At 69.8% G+C, this 19,849-nt stretch carries 21 protein-coding genes and 1 riboswitch; of the genes, 1 reads left to right on the top strand and 20 read right to left on the bottom strand.

The window, feature by feature from the left end; translation table 11 throughout:
• Nucleotides 1-9 precede the first annotated feature (9 nt).
• The 16 genes from rnt to pstS all read right to left on the bottom strand — a co-directional run bounded on the left by rnt (nt 10) and on the right by pstS (nt 15,149).
• On the bottom strand, nt 10-654 hold the full coding sequence (gene rnt, locus Q0C12_RS06885; RefSeq protein WP_290888059.1) for a ribonuclease T: 645 nt from the start codon (nt 652-654) through the stop codon (nt 10-12).
• Between the two features lie 21 nt (nt 655-675).
• Entirely contained in the window at nt 676-1,329 is a 654-nt protein-coding gene (locus tag Q0C12_RS06890; protein WP_290888062.1) for a DoxX family protein, read from the bottom strand.
• 13 nt (nt 1,330-1,342) lie between these two features.
• Nucleotides 1,343-2,101: a putative DNA-binding domain-containing protein gene (locus Q0C12_RS06895; RefSeq protein WP_290888065.1), complete on the bottom strand. Its 759-nt coding sequence runs from the start codon at nt 2,099-2,101 to the stop codon at nt 1,343-1,345.
• Entirely contained in the window at nt 2,088-2,945 is an 858-nt protein-coding gene (locus tag Q0C12_RS06900; RefSeq protein WP_290888068.1) for a DUF692 domain-containing protein, read from the bottom strand. Before Q0C12_RS06900 ends, Q0C12_RS06895 begins: the two co-directional genes overlap by 14 nt.
• Nucleotides 2,946-2,952: 7 nt before the next feature.
• Nucleotides 2,953-3,348 carry a hypothetical protein gene (locus Q0C12_RS06905; protein ID WP_290888071.1) on the bottom strand — a complete coding sequence of 132 codons (396 nt, stop codon included), beginning with the start codon at nt 3,346-3,348 and terminating at the stop codon, nt 2,953-2,955.
• Nucleotides 3,349-3,393: 45 nt separating this feature from the next.
• Complete coding sequence (locus Q0C12_RS06910) at nt 3,394-3,963, bottom strand: RNA polymerase sigma factor (RefSeq protein WP_290888073.1); 570 nt, start codon at nt 3,961-3,963, stop codon at nt 3,394-3,396.
• Nucleotides 3,964-4,048: 85 nt separating this feature from the next.
• Nucleotides 4,049-5,290: an organoarsenical effux MFS transporter ArsJ gene (gene arsJ, locus Q0C12_RS06915; protein ID WP_290888076.1), complete on the bottom strand. Its 1,242-nt coding sequence runs from the start codon at nt 5,288-5,290 to the stop codon at nt 4,049-4,051.
• Nucleotides 5,287-6,288 carry an ArsJ-associated glyceraldehyde-3-phosphate dehydrogenase gene (locus tag Q0C12_RS06920; RefSeq protein ID WP_290888079.1) on the bottom strand — a complete coding sequence of 334 codons (1,002 nt, stop codon included), beginning with the start codon at nt 6,286-6,288 and terminating at the stop codon, nt 5,287-5,289. Before Q0C12_RS06920 ends, arsJ begins: the two co-directional genes overlap by 4 nt.
• A gap of 25 nt (nt 6,289-6,313) precedes the next feature.
• Nucleotides 6,314-6,652, bottom strand: a complete 339-nt coding sequence (locus Q0C12_RS06925; protein WP_290888082.1) for a metalloregulator ArsR/SmtB family transcription factor — start codon at nt 6,650-6,652, stop codon at nt 6,314-6,316.
• A 79-nt stretch (nt 6,653-6,731) separates the two neighbouring features.
• Nucleotides 6,732-7,526: an alpha/beta fold hydrolase gene (locus Q0C12_RS06930; protein ID WP_290888085.1), complete on the bottom strand. Its 795-nt coding sequence runs from the start codon at nt 7,524-7,526 to the stop codon at nt 6,732-6,734.
• On the bottom strand, nt 7,526-10,411 hold the full coding sequence (gene gcvP, locus Q0C12_RS06935) for an aminomethyl-transferring glycine dehydrogenase (protein WP_290888088.1): 2,886 nt from the start codon (nt 10,409-10,411) through the stop codon (nt 7,526-7,528). The genes Q0C12_RS06930 and gcvP overlap by 1 nt, the downstream gene beginning before the upstream one ends.
• Nucleotides 10,412-10,455: 44 nt before the next feature.
• Nucleotides 10,456-10,555: riboswitch (glycine riboswitch) on the bottom strand.
• Nucleotides 10,556-10,698: 143 nt separating this feature from the next.
• Nucleotides 10,699-11,388, bottom strand: coding sequence for a phosphate signaling complex protein PhoU (gene phoU / locus Q0C12_RS06940; protein ID WP_290888091.1), 690 nt, complete (start codon nt 11,386-11,388; stop codon nt 10,699-10,701).
• A gap of 15 nt (nt 11,389-11,403) precedes the next feature.
• Complete coding sequence (pstB, locus tag Q0C12_RS06945; protein WP_290888093.1) at nt 11,404-12,219, bottom strand: phosphate ABC transporter ATP-binding protein PstB; 816 nt, start codon at nt 12,217-12,219, stop codon at nt 11,404-11,406.
• On the bottom strand, nt 12,212-13,075 hold the full coding sequence (gene pstA, locus Q0C12_RS06950) for a phosphate ABC transporter permease PstA (protein WP_290888096.1): 864 nt from the start codon (nt 13,073-13,075) through the stop codon (nt 12,212-12,214). The genes pstB and pstA overlap by 8 nt, the downstream gene beginning before the upstream one ends.
• Nucleotides 13,075-14,040 (bottom strand): phosphate ABC transporter permease subunit PstC, encoded by a 966-nt coding sequence (gene pstC, locus Q0C12_RS06955; RefSeq protein ID WP_290888099.1) that lies wholly within the window; start codon nt 14,038-14,040, stop codon nt 13,075-13,077. Before pstC ends, pstA begins: the two co-directional genes overlap by 1 nt.
• A gap of 92 nt (nt 14,041-14,132) precedes the next feature.
• A complete protein-coding gene (gene pstS / locus Q0C12_RS06960; RefSeq protein WP_290888101.1) occupies nt 14,133-15,149 on the bottom strand; it encodes a phosphate ABC transporter substrate-binding protein PstS in 1,017 nt (338 codons plus the stop codon).
• 284 nt (nt 15,150-15,433) lie between these two features.
• Between pstS and Q0C12_RS06965 the strand changes: the two genes are divergently transcribed.
• On the top strand, nt 15,434-16,744 hold the full coding sequence (locus Q0C12_RS06965; protein ID WP_290888104.1) for a porin: 1,311 nt from the start codon (nt 15,434-15,436) through the stop codon (nt 16,742-16,744).
• Nucleotides 16,745-16,802: 58 nt separating this feature from the next.
• Here Q0C12_RS06965 and nth read toward each other — a convergent pair whose 3' ends face one another.
• From nth to Q0C12_RS06985, 4 genes are read right to left on the bottom strand one after another with little or no spacing between them, the layout of a single operon-like run.
• Nucleotides 16,803-17,447, bottom strand: coding sequence for an endonuclease III (nth, locus tag Q0C12_RS06970; RefSeq protein WP_290888108.1), 645 nt, complete (start codon nt 17,445-17,447; stop codon nt 16,803-16,805).
• Entirely contained in the window at nt 17,444-18,082 is a 639-nt protein-coding gene (locus Q0C12_RS06975) for an electron transport complex subunit E (RefSeq protein ID WP_290888111.1), read from the bottom strand. Before Q0C12_RS06975 ends, nth begins: the two co-directional genes overlap by 4 nt.
• Nucleotides 18,079-18,750: an electron transport complex subunit RsxG gene (gene rsxG, locus Q0C12_RS06980; protein WP_290888114.1), complete on the bottom strand. Its 672-nt coding sequence runs from the start codon at nt 18,748-18,750 to the stop codon at nt 18,079-18,081. Before rsxG ends, Q0C12_RS06975 begins: the two co-directional genes overlap by 4 nt.
• A complete protein-coding gene (locus Q0C12_RS06985) occupies nt 18,747-19,793 on the bottom strand; it encodes an RnfABCDGE type electron transport complex subunit D (RefSeq protein WP_290888117.1) in 1,047 nt (348 codons plus the stop codon). Before Q0C12_RS06985 ends, rsxG begins: the two co-directional genes overlap by 4 nt.
• Nucleotides 19,794-19,849 lie beyond the last annotated feature (56 nt).

The raw sequence follows: 19,849 nt of genomic DNA on the forward strand, positions 1-19,849 counted from the left end.
GTGCGGCGATCAATCCTCGTGCGCGGCTTCCAGGTCCTTCTCGGCGAACTGGCGCCAGCGGTTGAGCACCGCGCAGAACAGCTGCGCCGTGCGTTCGGTGTCGTACACGGCCGAGTGGGCCTGCTCGCCGTCCCAGGGCAGGCCGGCGGCCTGCACCGCGCGGCTGAGCACCGTTTGCCCGTAGGCCATGCCGGCCAGGGTGACGGTGTCGAAGGTGCTGAAGGGATGGAACGGGTTGCGCTTGTGGCCCACGCGGTTGACCGCGGCGTTGAGGAAGCCGAGGTCGAAATGGGCGTTGTGCCCGACCAGGATCGCGCGCTGGCAGCCGTGGCGCTTGGCGGCGGCGCGCACCGGGGCGAAGATGTGGTCGAGCGCGGCGCGCTCCTCCAGCGCCCCGCGCAGCGGCGAATCGAGGCGGATGCCGGTGATCTCCAGCGAGCGCGGGTCGATCTCCGAGCCGGCGAAGGGCTCGACGTGGGTGCTGACGGTTTCGCCCAGCACGTACCAGCCGTCGCCGTCGAGTTCGATCGGCACCGCGGCGATCTCGAGCAGGGCGTGGCGGTTGCAGTCGAAGCCGCCGGTCTCGACGTCCACCACCACGGGAAGGAAGCCGCGGAAACGCTCGGCCATGCGCGGCAGGAAGGGGGAATCCATGCCGCGCAGGATAGCAGAGGGTCAGGTGAGCAGCAGGCGATCCACCGCGACCAGCACGACGCCGGCGACCAGCAGGGCGATGCCGACGGTGGGCACCAGCAGCGCCAGCGGCAGGCCCAGCACCAGCGACGCCAGTCCCCAGGCCATCACGTCCTGCACCGGCGCCCGCGGCGTGGCGCCGGCGCGGGCGGCCAGCGCGGCGTCCAGGCTCAGCTTGCCGCCGCCCTGGAACACCAGCGGCAGCAGCATCAGCGCGAACAGCAGCGGCAGCTTGAAGTTGCCGAAGCCCTTGTCGCTGATCGCATAGCCGCGCCACAGCTCCGACAGGCTGCCGTAGTCGGCCGGCCAGTGCACCGACACCGTCGCCACCGCCGTCAGCACCAGCAGCGCGAAGGCGAAAAAGCGCGTGCCGAGGCCCAGCAGCAGCGCGACCGCGCCGACCAGTTCGGCCCAGGTCGCCAGCGTCCAGCTCAGGTCCACGGGCGCCAGGTTGAAGGGCACCGGGAACTTGTCCTGGATGCCGGCGAACCAGTTCTCGCCGCGGTACTTCTGCATCCCGGCCTCCCAGAATTCCCAGGCCAGGATCAGGCGCAGGCCCAGCGGCGCCAGCCAGTGGCCGGTGCCGTCCAGTCGTTCGGTCAGGGCGACCCAGCGGTCGCCGAGGGAAAGTCGCATGGGGATGTCTCCGTCAGGAAGTGGCGGTGCCGGGGACGATGCCCGCGGCGCGGAACTGCTCGAGCATGGCCTGGCCCTGCGCGAGGAACGCTTCGGTGTCGGCGGCGCCGGCCTCGGCGGCGAGCGCCAGCAGCTGCTCGCGGCCGCTGAGCGTGGGCGCGTCGGCCAGGCGCTGCAGCAGTCGGAAGCTCAGCGCGGTGAGCTCGTTGAAGCGCACGCGATGGTCGGCGCCGCGCTGCACCAGCAGGAAGGTCGGCTGCGGCGGCGGTTCGGCGGGCTGGTGCGCAGGCGAGAGGTGGTGCACCGGCCAGGCGTAGGCCAGCGGCCAGGCCAGCGGCGACAGCAGCGGGCGGCCCAGCAGCAGGTCGCCGGCGGGGTCGTGCGGTGGCGGCACGGCATCGCTGAGGTCGAGCGCCAGCTCCACCCATTCGTAGTGCGCCAGCTCCAGCAGCCACGGCGGATCGCCCGCGCGCACGCCGCGCTGCTGCAGGTACTGCAGGAATTCGCGCGGCAGCTCGGGGAAGATTGGCGTGGCGCAGCGGTGCTCGCGATAGAAATCGCGCACCAGCGCGTGCCAGCGCCCGCCATCCAGGATCTTGCGGATGATCGGGAAGTTGCCGGCCAGCAGGCCCTCGAGGCTGTTGAAGAAGAGGTCGCGATAGACCTGCAGCCGGCGATCCTCGATGTCCGGCGGCGGCGCCGCGTGTTCGGGGTCGCGGATGTGCGCGGCCAGCGTGAACTGCTGGCGGCGCAGCGCCTCAGGCGCGGGCATGGCGAACCTCCGCCGGCGCGTGGCGGCGCAGCGTGGCGCGCACGGTGGCCACTTCCGCCACCAGCTCAGCGTAGGGCGGGAAGTTGAAATCGCGCTCGAGCAGCGCCGGCCGCGGGCCGAACGTCGCGCAGGCGGTGTCGAGCAGCTCCCACACCCCCGGCTTCACCGGCGCGCCGTGGGTGTCCACCTTCAGGTCGTCGGCCTCGTCGTAGTGGCCGGCGACGTGGTAGTAGGCGATGCGCTCGCCCGGCAGGCGGCGCAGGAATTCGTGGGCGTCGTAGCGGTGGTTCACCGCGTTGACGAAGATGTTGTTCACGTCCAGCAGCAGGTCGCAGTCGGCCTCGGCCAGCACGGCGTTGACGAAATCGATCTCCGGCATCGCCTGGTAGGGCGCGGCGTAGTAGGAGATGTTCTCGACCGCGATGCGGCGGCCCAGCGCTTCCTGCACCTGGCGGATGCGGCCGGCGACGTGGTGCACGGCTTCCTCGGTGAAGGGAATCGGCATCAGGTCGTAGAGCTGGCCGTCGTCGCTGCAGTAGGACAGGTGCTCGCTGTAGATCGGCACCCGGTGTTCATCCAGGAACCGGCGCAGCTTGAGCAGGTAGGTTTCGTCGAAGGGCTCGACCGCGCCCAGCGACAGCGAAAGCCCATGGCACACCAGCGGGTGCTTCGCGCTGAGTTCGCGCAGGCCCTCGCCGAAGCGCCCGCCGACGCCGATCCAGTTGTCGGGGGCGCACTCGAGGAAATCGAAGTCTCCCGGCGCTGCGGCCTGCAGCGGACCCATCAGGGCCCGCCGCAGGCCGAGGCCGGCGGCCACCGGAGAGAGGGAAGGGATGGCCGTCATTTCGATCTCAAGCCTGGCCGCCGCACTTGCCTTCGCCGCACTTGCCCTCGCCCTCGGCCTTGTCGGCGCCGCACTTGCCTTCGCCGCACTTGCCTTCGCCCTCGGCCTTGTCGGCGCCGCACTTGCCCTCGCCACACTTGCCTTCGCCGCACTTGCCCTCGTGCTCGCCCTTCTCGGCGCCGCAGTGGCCTTCGCCGCACTTGCCTTCGCCTTCGGCCTTCTTGTCGTCGCCGCACTTGCCCTCGCCACACTTGCCCTCGGCGTGGTCGCCGTGGTCGCTGGCGGCCAGTGCGTAGCCCTGGCCCAGCGGGCTCATCGCGAACGCGGAGTTGGCCAGCGCCATGCTGCCCAGGACCAGGGCGCCGGCGACCATCACAACGGATTTGGAGGTTTTGTTCGACATGATCGTTCTCTCTCTGTGGGTTGCGGGCGGACCCGCGGGGTGGGTTCAGTCTTTCAGGTATTCGCGCGCGAGTGAACGCGCGCGGTGCAGGCGGGCCTTGGTGGCCTCGCGGGTCAGGCCGAGGCGCTCGGACAGCTCCTCGATGGTCAGGCCCTCGAGGTCGCGCATCAGCACGATCTCGCGGTAGTGCGCGGTCAGGGACTCCAGCGCGGCGGCCAAGTCGCGGGCCAAGCCCCGGTGCTCGATCACGCACACGGCCGCGATGTCCTCGGTGATCGGCTCATGCAGGAAAGTACGCATGCCGCGCTTGAGGCGGTTGCATTCGCGCTTGACGATGCGGAACAACCAGGACGCGAAGCACTCCAGCTGGCGCAGGTCCACCAGGCGCCGGGAGGCGGTGAACAGCGACTCCTGCACGGCGTCCTCGACGTCGTTGACCACGCAGTGGTGCTCGGCGTAGCGGCGCAGGTCCTGGCGCGAGCGGGTGAGCACGCGCTCCAGCGCCGGCCGGTCGCCGGCGCGGGCGGCATCGAGGTCCTGCAGCCAGGCCTGGTTTTCCATGGTCACCGCCGGCGAGGTCGCCATGAGCATCGAGGGGAACAATGAAATCGTCATGACCCCTAAGAGACTACCGCCGCAGCGGAGGGTGCGGCGGGTTCCGTTCAAAATTTAACGGGTGTTCAGTTTCGCGGGCCGGGGGTCAGTCCGGGGCGAGGTCCGGGCTGCCGGGGCCGGGTGCCGGTCGGGGCAGGCCCAGCACCACCACCGCCGAAAGCGCCAGGAATGCCGCCGAAAACCAGAGGCAGGCCGCCAGCCCGAGGGATTGGTACACCGCCCCCGACAACACCGTGCCCAGCAGCCGGCCGCCGGCGTTGGCCATGTAGTAGAAGCCCACGTCCAGCGACACGCCGTCCTCGCGGGCGTGGGCGACGATCAGATAGCTGTGCAGCGCCGAATTGACCGCGAACGCGGCGCCGAACACCAGCAGCCCGGCCACCAGCACCGTCTGCGCCGGCCAGCCCGCGCCCAGCGCCCACGCCAGGCCGGCCGTGGGCACCGCCAGCGCCAGCGCCCAGGCAAACGCCACGCCGCCGCCGGGCGGATGCCCGCCGCGCTGGCCCGTCACCGCCGGCGCCAGCGCCTGCACCGCGCCGTAGCCGATGATCCACGTGGCCAGGAAGCCGCCGATGGCCGCGTGCGACCAGCCCAACGTGGTGGCCAGGTACACGGGCAGCGCCACCACGAACCAGACGTCGCGGGCCGCGAACAGCAGCAGGCGCGCCGCGGACAGCCGGTTGATGGCTGCGCTCTTGGACAGCAGCTCGGTGAACTTCGGCTTGGCCTTGGCCTTGCCGAGGTCCTTCTGCAGCAGCGCCAGGCTGAGAAGCCACACCAGGCCCAGCGCCGCCGCCATCGCGACCACCGCGCCGTCGAAGCCCAGCGCCGCCAGCAGCACGCCGCCCAGGAAGAAGCCGACGCCCTTGAGCGCGTTCTTCGAGCCCGTCAGCACCGCCACCCACCGGTACAGCCGCGCCTGTTCCGCGCCCGGCACCAGCAGCTTGATGCCGCCCTTGGCGCTCATCTTGTTGAGGTCCTTGGCGATGCCGCTCAGCGCCTGCGCCGCCATCACCCAGGGCACCGTCAGCATCGCCGCCGGCACGGCCAGCATCACCAGCGCGCCGATCTGCAGGAACAGCCCGAGGTTCATCGTGCGGTTCAGGCCCAGCCGCGCGCCCAGCCAGCCGCCAACCAGGTTGGTGACCACGCCGAAGATTTCGTAGAACAGGAACAGCATCGCCACCTGCAGCGGCGAGTAGCCGAGCTGGTGGAAGTGCAGCACCACCAGCATCCGCAGCGCGCCGTCGGTCAGGGTGAAGGCCCAGTAGTTCCCGGTGATGACCAGGTACTGGCGCGCCATCGTGCGGGCGGCGGCTTCGCTCACGCGCGGCCCACCTTCAGCGCCAGCTCGGCGGTGCGGTTGGCGTAGCCCCACTCGTTGTCGTACCAGGCGAACACCTTCACCTGGGTGCCGTTCACCACCATCGTGAAGTCGGCATCGACGATGGACGAGCGCGGGTCGGTGCGGTAGTCGATCGACACCAGCGGGCGGGTTTCGTAGCCGAGGATGCCCTTGAGCGGGCCCTCCGCCGCGGCCTGGAACAGCGCATTCACTTCCTCGCGCGTGGTCGCGCGTTCGACTTCGAACACGGCGTCGGTGAGCGAGGCATTGGCCAGCGGCACGCGCACGGCGTGGCCGTTCAGGCGGCCCTTGAGCTCGGGGAAGATCTCGGTGATCGCGGTGGCCGAGCCGGTGGTGGTCGGGATCAGGCTCATGCCGCAGGCGCGGGCGCGGCGCAGGTCCTTGTGCGGCTGGTCAAGGATCGACTGGGTGTTGGTGAGGTCGTGCACGGTGGTGATGCTGCCGTGGCGGATGCCCAGGCCCTCGTGGATCACCTTCACCAGCGGCGCCAGGCAATTGGTGGTGCAGGAGGCCGCGGTGACGATGCGGTGCTGCGCCGGGTCGAACCGATGGTCATTCACGCCCATCACCACGTTCAGCACGCCGGCTTCCTTCACCGGCGCGGTGACCACCACGCGCTTCACGCCCTGGTCGAGGTAGGCCTGCAGCGCGGCGCTGGTCTTCATTTTGCCGCTGGCTTCGATTACCACGTCGCAGCCAGACCAGTCGGTGTCGGCGAGGGCCTTGTTGCGGGTGACCGCGATGCGCTGGCCGTCGATCACGATGGCGTCGCCGTCGTGGCCCGCTTCGCGCTGCCAGCGGCCGTGCACCGAGTCGAAGTTGAGCAGGTGGGCGAGGGTGGCGGCGTCGCCGCTCGGGTCGTTGATCCGGACGAACTGCACGCTGGCCTGGCCCCAGGCCGCGCGCAGGGCCAAGCGTCCGATGCGGCCGAAGCCGTTGATGCCGATGTTGAGGGGCATGGGTGTGGTCTCTGAGGGAAAGGGATCAGCAGCAGCCCGCGCCCTTGGCCGGGCCGTCCGCGGGCGCGCACAGGGCGTCGTCGCCACCGCAGCAGTTCTCGGTCAGGAAGCCCACCAGCCCGCGCATCGCCTCGAAGTCGGCTCGGTAGCGGATGTTCCGGCCCAGCGGCTCGGGCTGGATCAGGCCGGCCTGCTGCAAGGCCTTGAGGTGGAAGGACAGGGTGTTCGGCGGGATGGCCAGGTGCGCCGCCAAGTCCCCGGCAAAGGCCCCGTCCGGCCCGAGCTGGACCAGGTGGCGGAAGACGGCCAGGCGGTGGGGTTGGGCGAGGGCCGAGAGGGCGGCGAGGGCGGTGTTCGTTTCCATGGTTCGAGAATAGTGGAAATAAATGACATCGGCATGACCAGGCAGTGCCGCCGCCGGGACGGGAATGGCTCCAGAAGGACTAGCGCGCGAGGAAGCGGACGATGGCCTCGCCCGGCGCCGGATCCGACAGCACGGTGTCGTGGCTGGCGTCCTCGACGGCCACCACTACGGGCGGCGTGGGCAGGGCGGCGATCAGGGCGTCGGTGCGGGCGGGCGGCACCACGCGGTCGTTGCCGGCGCGGATCACCAGCACCGGCCCCCTGAAGTCCGCGAGATGGCGGACGGAGTCGTAGCGGTCCTGCAGCAGCCAGTCCACCGGCAGCCACGGGTAGTGGCCGGCCGCGACGGCGGCGAGGCTGTCGAACGGCGTCACCAGCACGAGTTTCGACACCGGCCGTTTGGCCGCCACGTAGCTGGCAACGCCGGAGCCCAGGCTTCGACCGACCACCGTGATCTCGCCCTCGGGATGCCGGCCCTTGGCGTGGTCGAAGATGGCCAGCGCATCGGCGAATAGCGCCGCCTCGCTGGGCGAGCCGTCGCTGGCGCCGTAGCCGCGGTACGCGACCAGGTAGATGCTTCGGTCGGGGAACCAGCGCGTGAGCCGCGTGCGCATGCCCTCCACGGCCTCGGCGTTGCCGCCGAAGTAGATCAGCGCATCTTCCTGCCCCGGCTGCAGCCGCCAGCCGCGCAGCGTGGCGTCCGGGCGACGCAGCTCGAAATCGGTGTGGATGGCATCGAGCCGGGTCGCCTGCGGGTAGTACATCAGGTCGCGCTGCTGGGCATACATCAGGCCGCACAGGCCCAGGTAGCCCAGCAGCGGCAGGGCAAGCGCGGCGAGAAGGAGCTTCCTCGTGCTGCGCTTGCCCCGTGCCATCAGGCCTCGGCCTCGTCCTTGTAGGCATCCACCGGGATGCAGGCGCACATGATGTTCTTGTCTCCGTAGACGTTGTCCACGCGCGCCACCGGCGGCCAGTACTTCACCAGCTTGAGCGACGGCAGCGGGAACGCGGCCAGCTCGCGCGGGTAGGCGTGGGTCCACTCGCTGGCCGTGACCGCGGTGGCGGTGTGTGGCGCGTTCTTGAGCGGGTTGTCCTCGCGGTCGAGCTTGCCTTCCTCGACGGCGCGGATCTCGTCGCGGATCTGGATCATGGCGTCGATGAAGCGGTCGAGCTCGTGCTGCGATTCGCTCTCGGTCGGCTCCACCATCAACGTGCCCGAGACCGGGAAGCTGAGCGTGGGCGCGTGGAAGCCGAAGTCGATCAGGCGCTTGGCCACGTCCTCGGCGCCGATGCCGGTGGCGTCCTTGAGCGGGCGCAGGTCCAGGATGCACTCGTGCGCCACCAGCCCGTTGCGGCCGGTGTAGAGCGTCTTGTAGTGCGGGGCCAGGCGGGTGGCGATGTAGTTGGCGTTGAGCAGGGCCACCTGGGTGGCGCGGCGCAGGCCGTAGGCACCCATCATCACCACGTACATCCAGCTGATCGGCAGGATGGACGCGGAGCCGAAGGTGGCGCCCGAGACCATGCCGACGTCGCCGGCGCCGAGGCCCTGCGTGTGCAGGCCGTTGGCGTCGAGCGGACGCGGCAGGAACGGCGCCAGGTGCGACTTCACCGCGCAGGGGCCCACGCCCGGGCCGCCGCCACCGTGCGGGATGCAGAAGGTCTTGTGCAGGTTCAGGTGCGAGACGTCCGAGCCCCATTTGCCGGGCTTGGCCACGCCGACCAGCGCGTTCATGTTGGCGCCGTCGGTGTACACCTGGCCGCCGTGCTTATGGATGATCTCGCAGATCTCGACGATGTCCTCCTCGAACACGCCGTGCGTGGACGGGTAGGTGACCATCAGCGCGGCCAGGCGGTCGGAATACTTCTCGGCGGCGCGGCGCAGGTCTTCCACGTCCACGTTGCCGTTGGCGTCGGTCTTGGTGACCACCACGGTCATGCCGCACATCTGCGCGCTGGCCGGGTTGGTGCCGTGGGCCGAGTCGGGGATCAGGCAGATGTCGCGGTGGGCCTCGCCGCGGCTGCGGTGGTAGCCGCGGATCGCCAGCAGGCCGGCGTACTCGCCCTGGGCGCCGGAGTTCGGCTGCAGGCTGACCGCGTCGTAGCCCGTGCACTCGACCAGCATGGCCTCGAGCTCGGTGATCAGCTGGCGGTAGCCCTCGGCCTGCGCGGCCGGGGCCAGCGGGTGGAGGTTGCCGAACTCGGGCCAGGTCACCGGGATCATCTCGGCGGTGGCGTTGAGCTTCATGGTGCAGCTGCCCAGCGGGATCATGGTGCGGTCCATGGCCAGGTCCTTGTCGGACAGCTGGCGCAGGTAGCGCAGCAGTTCGTGCTCGCTGTGGTGGGTGTTGAACACCGGGTGCTGCATGAACTTGCTGGTGCGGCCGAGCGACGAGGGCAGCGCGTCCTGGGTGTTCGCATCGAGCGCGTCCACGTCGGCCTTCACGCCGAACAGCGCGGCCAGCGCGACCACGTCGTCGCGGGTGCTGGTTTCATCGAGGCTGATGGCTAGGCTGCTGGCGTCGATGCGGCGCAGGTTGATGCGCGCCGCCTCGGCCTTGGCGTGGATAGCGGCGGCGTCGACGCCGACCACGTGCAGGGTGTCGAAGAAGTCCGGGCCGACCGTGATGCCGGCGCCGCGCAGCGCCGCCGCCAGCAGGCTGGCCAGGCGGTGGGTGCGGCGGGCGATGCGGGTCAGGCCGTCCGGGCCGTGGTAGACGGCGTACATCGAGGCCATCACCGCCAGCAGCACCTGCGCGGTGCAGATGTTGGACGTGGCCTTCTCGCGGCGGATGTGCTGCTCGCGGGTCTGCAGCGTGAGGCGGTAGGCCGGCTTGCCCTCGGCGTCGATGGAGACGCCGATCAGGCGGCCCGGCATCGAGCGCTTGAAGGCGTCCTTGCAGGCCATGAAGGCCGCGTGCGGGCCGCCGAAACCGAAGGGCACGCCGAAGCGCTGGGTGTTGCCGACCACGATGTCGGCGCCCCATTCGCCCGGCGCCTTCACCAGCGTGAGCGCCAGCAGGTCGGTGGCCACCGCCACCAAGCCGCCGCGCGCGTGCACGGCGTCGGCCAGGGCCTGGTAGTCGTTGAGCTGGCCGAAGGTGTTCGGGTACTGCAGCAGCACGCCGAACACGTCGTGGTTGCCGGCGTCGGCGTCGTCGCCCACCCGCAGCTCGATGCCCAGCGGCTCGGCGCGGGTGCGCAGCACTTCGAGCGTCTGCGGGTGCACGCCGCTGGAAACGAAGAAGAGGTTGGACTTGCTCTTGCACGAGCGCTTGGCGAGGGTCATGGCCTCGGCGGCGGCGGTCGACTCGTCGAGCAGCGATGCGTTCGCGATCTCCATGCCGGTGAGGTCGGCGCACATCGTCTGGAAGTTGATCAGCGCTTCCATGCGGCCCTGGGAGATCTCGGCCTGGTAGGGCGTGTAGGCGGTGTACCAGGCCGGGTTCTCGAGGATGTTGCGCAGGATCACGTTCGGCGTGTGGGTACCGTAGTAGCCCTGGCCGATGAAGCTGCGGAAGACCTGGTTCTTGTCGGCGATGGCGCGGATCTTGGCGATCGCCTCGACCTCGGTCACCGGCGCCGGCAGGGCCAGCGGGCCGGGCGACTTGATGCTGGCCGGCACGATGGCGTCGGTCAGGGCGTCGAGACTGGGCTGGCCGACCACGCGCAGCATGTGCGCGATCTCGGCGTCGTTCGGGCCGATGTGGCGTTCGAGGAAGGCGTCGTGGTGCTCGAGGGAACGCAGGGATTCGCGGGTCATGGCAGGTCCGGACCGATAGGGGAGGGCCGCGCACGGATGCACGGGGGCGCCCCTCTGTCCTTTTGCCTGAGAGTTTTGGGCCGCGTCCTGCGGTCCCATGCCCCTTCGGCGCCGGTCGGTTCCGGTCTCTCCAGAGTTGCTCGCGCGGTACGGTTCCGGGTCCTGAGCGATTACGGGCGTTACGCCTTCGGCGCTGGCCTTGGCCAGCCTCTCCCGCACCACGCATCGAGCCCCGCCATTCTACCCCCGGGGCGGGTGAATTTGGGGGCATGAAGCCCCCAGGACCCTTACTGGGAGGTCAGGTCGCGCTTCTCGCGCTCGCCCTCGGGCTGCTCGCCGTGGACCAGGAACCAGGTGTTCTCGGCGATGTTGGTGGCGTGGTCGCCGATCCGCTCGATGTTCTTGGCCATGAACAGCAGGTGGGTGCAGGCCGTGATCTGGCGGGGATCCTCGGCCATGTAGGTCAGCAGCTCGCGGAACAGGCCGGTGTACTGGGCGTCGAGCTCGGCGTCCCGGCTGCGCACGGCCATGGCGCGCTCGGCGTCGCGGTGGGTGTAGGCGGCCAGGGCCTCGCGGACCAGGGTGTTGGCCAAATGGGCCAGGGCCGGCAGGCCGCGGCCGGCCGAGACCGGGGTGGTCTGGTTCAGGACGATGCTGCGCTTGGCCACGTTGGCGGCGTAGTCGCCGATGCGCTCGATGTCGGCCGAGATGCGCAGGGCGGCGTAGACCTCGCGCAGGTCGCGGGCCATCGGCTGGCGCAGGGCCAGCAGGCGCAGCACGTCGTGGCTGACCTCGTGCTCGAGGGCGTCGATGGCCTCGTCGTTGGCCACCACGCGCATCGCGGCCTGGCTGTCGCGGCGCTGGAACACGTCCACGGCGGCGTCGAGCTGGGCCGTGGCGATCTCGCCCATGCGCTTGATCTCGCCGTCCAGGCGCTTGAGCTCGCTGTCGTAGCTCTTGACGATGTGGTCGTTCATGGCGGTGTCCTGTCCTTAGCCGAAACGGCCGGTGATGTAGTCTTCGGTCTGCTGCTTGGTCGGCTTGGTGAAGATGGTGGAAGTGACGCCGTGCTCGACCAGCTCGCCCAGGTACATGAAGGCGGTGTAGTCGGAGCAGCGGGCCGCCTGCTGCATGTTGTGGGTCACGATCAGGATCGTGAACTGCTGCTTGAGCTCGGAGATCAGCTGCTCGATCTTGCCGGTGGCGATCGGGTCCAGCGCCGAGGTCGGCTCGTCGAACAGGATCACCTCGGGCTTGAGCGCCACCGCGCGGGCGATGCACAGGCGCTGCTGCTGGCCGCCGGAGAGGCCCAGCGCGTTCTGCTTGAGCTTGTCCTTGACCTCGTCCCAGAGCGCGGCCTGGTTCAGCGCCGCTTCCACCCGCACGTCCATCTCGGAGCGCGAGAGCTTCTCGTAGTGGCCGATGCCGTAGGCGATGTTGTCGTAGATCGACATCGGGAAAGGCACCGGCTTCTGGAACACCATGCCGATCTTGCTGCGCAGCTTGTTGAGCGGGTACTTGGGGTCGAGGATGTTCTCGCCGTCCAGGATCACCTCGCCGCTGGCCTTCTGGCCCGGGTAGATCGAGTAGATGCGGTTGAAGATGCGCAGCAGCGTGGACTTGCCGCAGCCCGAGGGGCCGATCAGCGCGGTGACGCGCTTTTCCGGCACCACCAGGTTGATGTCGCGCAGGGCCGCGAACTCGCCGTAGTGGAAGGCGAGGTTGCGGGCCTCGAGCTTGGCCGCGCGCGGCGCCAGCTCGTCGGCGACCTTCACGGCCGTGTTGAAGGCGATCGAAACGTCAGTCATGGCTCATCTTCTTGCGCAGAAGGAAATAACGGGCGGTGATGCTGACCAGCAGCACGAACACCGTGATCAGGAAGGCGCCGGCCCAGGCCAGCTGGTTCCAGTACTCGAACGGGCTGAGCGCGAACTGGAAGATGGTGACGGGCAGGTTCGGCACCGCGCCGGTCAGGTCCATGCTCCAGTACTGGTTGTTGAAGGCGGTGAACAGCAGCGGCGCGGTCTCGCCGCTGATGCGCGCCAGCGCCAGCAGGATGCCGGTGAGGATGCCCGGGGCGGCGGCGCGGTAGAGGATCTGGGTGGTGACCTTCCACTGCGGGATGCCGAGCGACAGCGCCGCCTCGCGCATCTGCGTGGGCACCAGGCGCAGCATCTCGTCGGTGGTGCGCACCACCACCGGCAGCACGATGAAGGCCAGGGCGACCGCGCCGGCGAAGCCGGAGAAGCCGCCCGTGGTCCGAACCACCAGCGTGTACACGAACAGGCCCAGCACGATCGACGGCGCCGACAGCAGGATGTCGTTGACGAAGCGGATCACTTCGCCGAGCTTGCGGTGGTTCACGTACTCGGCCAGGTAGGTGCCCGCCGCGACGCCGATGGGCGCGCCCAGCAGCACGGCCAGGCCGCTGATGAGCAGGCTGCCGGCGATGGCGTTCTTGAGGCCACCGAAGTCCTGGCCCGGGGGCGGGGTCATCTCGGTGAACAGCTGCAGGCTCATCGCGTCCACGCCCTTGGTGAACGTGGTCCACAGGATCCACACCAGCCAGAACAGGCCGAACAGCGCGGCCAGCCCGGACAGCACCAGGGTGACGCCGTTGACGATGCGGCGCTTGAGGAACAGGCGGTCGGCGACGGCGGACATCAGTTGCCCTCCCGCTTCTTGAGCTGCATGAGCATGAGCTTGGCGATGGCCAGGACGATGAAGGTGACGGCGAACAGCAGGAAGCCCAGCGCCAGCAGCGCCGACTGGTACATCGAGGTGGTGGCCTCGGCGAACTCGTTGGCGATCGAGGCGGCGATGGAATTGCCCGGCTCGAGCAGCGAGGCCGAGATGCGGTGGGCGTTGCCGAGCACGAAGGTGACGGCCATGGTCTCGCCGAGCGCGCGGCCCATGCCCAGGAAGATGCCGCCGATCACCGCCGAGCGGGTGTAGGGCAGCACGATGTCCCAGACCACCTCGGTGGTGGTGGAGCCGAGCGCGTACGCCGACTCCTTCAGGCGGGTCGGCACCGTGAGGAAGACCTCGCGCATCACCGAGGAGATGAAGGGGATGACCATGATCGCCAGCACGATGCCGGCGGTCAGCATGCCGATGCCCAGCGGCGGGCCGGCGAACAGGAAGCCGATGCCGGGCAGGGTGCCGATGTTCTCGTCGAGCCAGGGATAGACGTGGTTGCCCAGGATCGGCGCGAGCACGAACAGGCCCCACATGCCGTAGATGATCGAGGGGATGCCGGCCAGCAGTTCGATGGCGGCGCCGAGCGGCTGCCGGATCCAGGCCGGCGCCACCTCGGTGAGGAAGAGGGCGATGCCGAAGCTCACCGGCACGGCGATGATCATCGCGATGGCGGTGGTGACGACGGTACCGTAGATCGCGACCAGGGCACCGTATTCCTCGGTGACCGGGTTCCAGTCGGTGGAGGTCAGGAAGCCCCAGCCGAACTCGTTGAAGGCCTCGCGGCCGCCCCAGTACATCGACATCGCGGCCAGGGCCAGCGTGATCAGCACGAACCAGCCGGCGATCGCGACGATGTTCCGGAAGATCCAGTCGCCGGCGCCGTCGATGAAGCGCGAGGGCGGGGCGGGCTTGGCGGTGGCGGTGGTCATTCGCGGCGTTCTCTGGGGTGGGGCGCGGCGTTGCGGTTTCACCTAAAAAGACGCGCGCGCCGGTCAGGGCGCGCGCGTCCGGGGACAACAGATTACTTCAGCGACGCGGCCCAGTAGGCCTTGATCTGCTCGACCAGCGGGGCCGGCAGCGGCACGTAGCCGAGGTCGGTGGCCTGCTGGGCGCCGTTGGCGTAGGCCCAGGCGAAGAACTCACGCGCCTGGCGGTTGTTCTCGACGTTCTTCGGGCGCTTGGACAGCAGGGCGAAGTTGGTGGCGGTGATCGGCCAGGCCTGCTCGCCCGGGGCGTTGGTCACGACCAGGAAGAAGTCCTTGGCCTTGGTCCACTCGGCGCTCGCGGCGGCGGCCTGGATCGAGGCGTTCGACGGGGTGATGAAGTTGCCGGCGGCGTTCTGCAGCTGGCCGTACGAGACCTTGTTGGTCAGCGCGTAGGACAGCTCGATGTAGCCGATCGAGCCCTTGATCTGCTTCACGTAGGCGGTCACGCCCTCGTTGCCCTTGCCGCCCACGCCCACCGGCCAGCGCACCGAGGTGCCTTCGCCGACCTTGGTCTTCCACTCCGGGCTGACCTTGGACAGGTAGTTGACGTAGTTGAAGGTGGTGCCCGAGCCGTCCGAGCGGTGCACGACGGTGATGCGCTGGGTCGGCAGGGTCAGGCCCGGGTTGACCGCGGCGATCGCCGGGTCGTTCCAGTTGGTGATCTTGCCCAGGTAGATGTCGGCCAGCAGCGGGCCGGTGAACTTGATCTGGCCCGGCTGCACGCCGGCCAGGTTCACGACCGGCACGATGCCGCCCATGACCAGCGGGAACTGCACCAGATTGGAGGCGGCCAGGTCTTCCGGCTTCAGGGGCGCGTCGGTCGAGCCGAAGTCAACGGTGTTGGCCTTCATCTGGGCGATGCCGCCGCCCGAGCCGATCGACTGGTAGTTGATGCGGTGGCCGGTGGCGTTGTTGTAGTCGGCCGACCACTTGGACATGACCGGGAACACGAAGGTCGCGCCGGCGCCCGTGATGTCGGCGGCCTGGGCGGCGGTGGTAAGGCTGGCGGCGAGGGCCAGGGTGGCCAGGCTGCGCTTGAAGTTCTTGAGCACGGTAACGACTCCTCGGGATGGATGGCGGCGTCGGAGGGGGTCCCCCGATGGCGGCCATTACAGGTCGCTTGGGTGACAAGCCTGTTGCTCGAACATGACAGGCGTATGACAGTGCCCTCCGGGGTGCCCGGGCGGCCGTAACCGGGCTGTCATCAAAAACACAACGAGCCGTCACATCCCGGGAGCAGCCTGTGCACGCTTAACCGCCCCGTAACGGTCCGGGGCAGGGGCCGTCGATCACGGCGCTGCGCCGGACTGAACATTACCTACCAGGAGTTACCGTCATGCGTCTGACCACCTTGGCCGCCGCCGTCGCCCTCGCGATCACTGGCCTCAGCACCGACACCGCCTTCGCCCAGAACAGCTCGGCCAGCGAGCAGGAAATCGCCGAGCTGCGCGCCCAGGTCGCCGCGCTGATGACGCGCATCGACGACCTCGAGGCCCGTGACGAAGCCCAGACCGGCATCAACATCGACACCGCCGAGGCCCTCAAGGCCCAGGCCATGACCCAGCCCAAGGTCGAGACCAAGGGCGGCCTGAAGGTCACCTCGGCCGACAACGCCTTCTCCTTCAGCGTCGGCGGCCGCATCCACTTCGACGGCTACGCCTGGGACCGCGACATCGCCCCCACCACCGGCACCACCGAGTTCCGCCGCGCGCGCCTGACCCTCGGCGGCACCGCCTGGGGCTGGGAATACAAAATGGAGCAGGACTTCGCCGCGGGCAGCAACCTCGATGGCCTGCGCGACCTCTTCATCGCCAAGCAGTTCGGCCCGGGCAAGCTGACCCTCGGCCACTTCAAGCCCTACCGCTCGATGGAGGAGCTGACCAGCTCCAACGAGATCCTGGTGATGGAGCGCCCGTTCGCCTCGGCCACCGGCCTGTTCAGCGGCCGCCAGTTCCAGCAGGGCGTGGGCTACCAGGTCCAGGGCCTGAACTACTCGCTCGGCGCCACCGCCTTCAACCTGCGCGGCGCCGCCAGTTCGCGCACCGAGGGCATGGGCTTCGCCGGCCGCGGCACCTGGGCGCCGATCATGAACGGTGACCGGATCCTCCACGTGGGCGGCTGGCTCAGCCACGAGAACGCCAACGCCGGCTCCGGCAACCTGGCCGCTTCGGCCAACTACGCCGGCCGCCGCGGCCCGTCGCAGACCATCGCCACCACCACCGGCGCCAGCGGTGACTCGGTCGACGCCTACGGCCTCGAGCTGGCCGGCCAGTACGGCCCGCTGTTCTTCCAGTCCGAGTACGTCACCTCGAGCTTCGGCCAGCCGATCGGCGCGGACCAGGACGTCGAGACCTTCTACGTGCAGGGCAGCTGGATGCTCAACGGCGGCGTGAAGACCTACAAGCCGGGCACCGGCGTGTTCGGCTCGCCCAAGGTTGGCGAGGACGGCCTGTGGGAGCTGACCGCGCGCTACGACCACATCGAGAACAAGGACCTGGTCAACCGCGAGGCCACCTCGATGATCCTGGGCCTGAACTACTACATCAACTCGAACCTGCGCGTGATGTTCAACTACACCCAGGGCGAGAACGAAGTGACCGGCGACGAGACCGGCCAGTACGCGATCCGCACGCAGTTCAACTTCTGATCCGCTTCAAAAGGGATGGGTTCCCTCGGCACCCTCGGCTTCGGCCGGGGGTGCTTTTTTATTCCGGGGGCAGGGTCTTGTCGCGGTAGCGGCAGAGGTCGCGTATCACGCACTGGGGGCAGTCGGGCTTGCGGGCCTTGCAGACGTAGCGGCCGTGCAGGATGAGCCAGTGGTGGGCGTCCAGGCGGTACTCGGCCGGCACGGCCTTGAGCAGCTTGTCCTCGACCGCGCGCACGGTCTTGCCCGGCGCCAGGCCGGTGCGGTTCGAGACCCGGAAGATATGCGTGTCCACCGCGATGGTGGGCTCGCCGAAGGCGGTGTTGAGCACCACGTTGGCGGTCTTGCGGCCGACGCCGGGCAGGGCTTCGAGCGACTCGCGGTCGCGCGGCACTTCGCCGCCGTGCTGCTCGACCAGGATCCGGCAGGCGGCGACCACGTTCGCGGCCTTGGCGTTGAACAGTCCGATCGTCGAGATGTACTTCTTCAGCCCGTCCTCGCCGAGCGCCAGGATAGCGGCGGGCGTGTTGGCCACCGGGAACAGTTTGCGCGTGGCCTTGTTCACGCCGACGTCGGTGGCCTGGGCCGACAGCGTCACCGCCACCAGCAGCTCGAACGGGGTCGCGTACTCGAGCTCGGTGGTCGGTTTCGGATTCAATTCCTTCAGCCGCGCGAACAGCTCGCGGCGCAGCTCCGCCTTCATCATCGCGCGGCCTCCGCGCGGCGCAGGCGCCAGGCCTGGCGGATCGCCACCAGGGCCGCCAGCACCACGAAGGCGCCGATCGGCAGCACCGCCAGCAGGAAGCCCGGGTAGCCCGGCGCCGCAAACTCCAGCGCCGGCAGCCCCAGCAGCGCGCCGGCGCCGGCGAACAGGCTGCCTTCGCCCACCAGCTCGCGCACCGCGCCGATCGCCAGCAGCACCCACAGGAAGCCAAGCCCGACCGCGAAGCCGTCCAGTGCCGCCAGGCCCGGCGAATTCCGCGAGGCGAAGGCCTCGGCCCGCCCCATCAGCGCGCAATTGGTGACGATCAGCGGGATGAACAGGCCCAGCACCGCGTGCAGTTCCGGCAGCCAGGCGCGCATCGCCAGTTCGATCGAGGTGACGACGGCGGCGATGATCATCACGAAGGCCGGGATGCGGACGTCGCGACGGGTCAGGCGCCGCACGCTGGCGACCGCGGCATTGGTGCAAGCTAGCGCCAGCACGGTGGCCAGGCCGAGGCCGAGCGCGTTGACCGCGTTGTTAGAGACCGCCAGCAGCGGGCACAGGCCCAGCAGCTGCACCAGCCCGGTGTTGCCGCTGGACAGGCCGTACTCGAGGATGGCGCGGGGCGAAGTCATTGGGGGCGCGGGGCGTCCGGGGCGGTGGCGATGCGCAGTGTATCGCCGGGCGCGGCGGCCCGGATCTCGTCGCCGTGGCGCTGCATGAAGTCGAGTGCGCGGTGCACGCCGCGCACCACGGCGCGCGGCGTCACGGTCGCGCCCGCGAACTGGTCGAAGTCGCCGCCGTCCTTGCGCACGGCCCAGCCGGCGGCGGGCGGATCGCCGAGCGCGCGGCCCTGGAAGCGCGTGATCCAGTCGCTGCGCGTGGCCTCGATGTCGTCACCCAGGCCCGGGGTTTCCCGGTGCGCGGTGACGCGCACGCCCAGTACCCGGCCATCCGGGCCGATCGCCAGCAGCAGCCGGATCGGGCCGCCGTAGCCGTCGGGTGCCACGGTTTCGAACACCAGCGCACTGGGCGCGCCGGCGAGCGTGGCGCGGTGCACGGTGGTCGCCTCGTCGCCCAGCCACGCCGGCGCCTGCACCTGCACGGTGTCGGCCAGCGGGTCGTTGTCGTAGCGCGCCGCCGGCAGCACCACTTCCAGCGCCTGCATGCGCGCGCGCCGCGCGGCGTCGTCGATGCGATCGCGGGTGAGGAAGTAGGTGCCCGCCAGGAGCGCGATGGCGATCAAAGCCGCCAGCCCCAGCTGCAGGCCCGCGCGCAGCGATTCGCGGGTGGACTCGTTCACGGCGCCTTGCCCTCGCCGAAGATGCGCGGACGCGAATGGCGATCCAGCCAGGGCGCCGCGCAGTTCATCAGCAGCACCGCGAACGCCACGCCGTCGGGGAAGGCGCCCCAGCGCCGGATCACCAGCGTCAGCACCGCCACGCCGGCGCCGAACAGCAGGCGGCCACGCGGCGTGGTGCAGCCGCTCACCGGGTCGGTGGCGATGAAGAACGCGGCCAGCACCAGCGCGCCCGAGAACACGTGCTGCAGCGGGAAGGGATGCAGGTCGGGGTCGTAGAGCCAGAACGGCAGCGCCACCAGCACCACCGTGCCCAGCGTCGCCACCGGCACCTGCCAGGGGATGACGCGCTTCCAAAGCAGGAACAGTCCGCCCAGCGCGTAGAAGTTCGCCACCCACTCCCAGCCGCGGCCGCCGAAATCGCCGAACAGCGGCGCGCCGCGGATTTCGGCCAGGGTCGCGCCTTCCTTGGCCAGCGTGCGCACCGTGTCGAGCGGCGTGGCCTGCGCCAGCATGTCCCAGCGCCACGGCGCGGGCAGTTCGCCGGTGAGGATGGCGCGCACGGAGTCCATCAGCCCCGGCACCACCAGGGCCGGATCCAGCCCGGCCGGCGGCAGCCACTGCGTGAACGCCCGCGGGAAGCACAGCACCACCACCGCCACGCCGACCATCGCCGGATTGAACAGGTTGTGGCCCAGCCCGCCATACAGGTGCTTGGCGAAGACGATCGCCGCGAACATGCCGATCGCCGCCACCCACCACGGCGCCAGCGGCGGCAGCGACAGCGCGAACAGCACGGCCGTCAGCGGCGCGCTCAGGTCGCTCAGGAAGGGGCGCAGCGGCCGTGCCCGCAGCTTCAGCATCGCCGCCTCGAACGCCAGCGCGAAGCCTACCGCCAGCAGCATCTGCACCAGCACGCCGGGCCCGAAGAACCAGGCGTGCGCGGCGGTGCCGGGCACCAGCGCCAGCAGCACCAGGCCCATCACTTCGCGCACGCTGCGGCGCGCGGGCAGGTGCGGCGCGGGGGCGGTGTCGAAGGTCTTCATGCGCCGCTGCCGTCGTCGCCGCCGGCGCGGCGGGCGCGGGCGCGTTCGAGCGCGGC

Source organism: Arenimonas sp. (assembly GCF_022842045.1).
Taxonomy (GTDB): Bacteria; Pseudomonadota; Gammaproteobacteria; order Xanthomonadales; family Xanthomonadaceae; genus Arenimonas.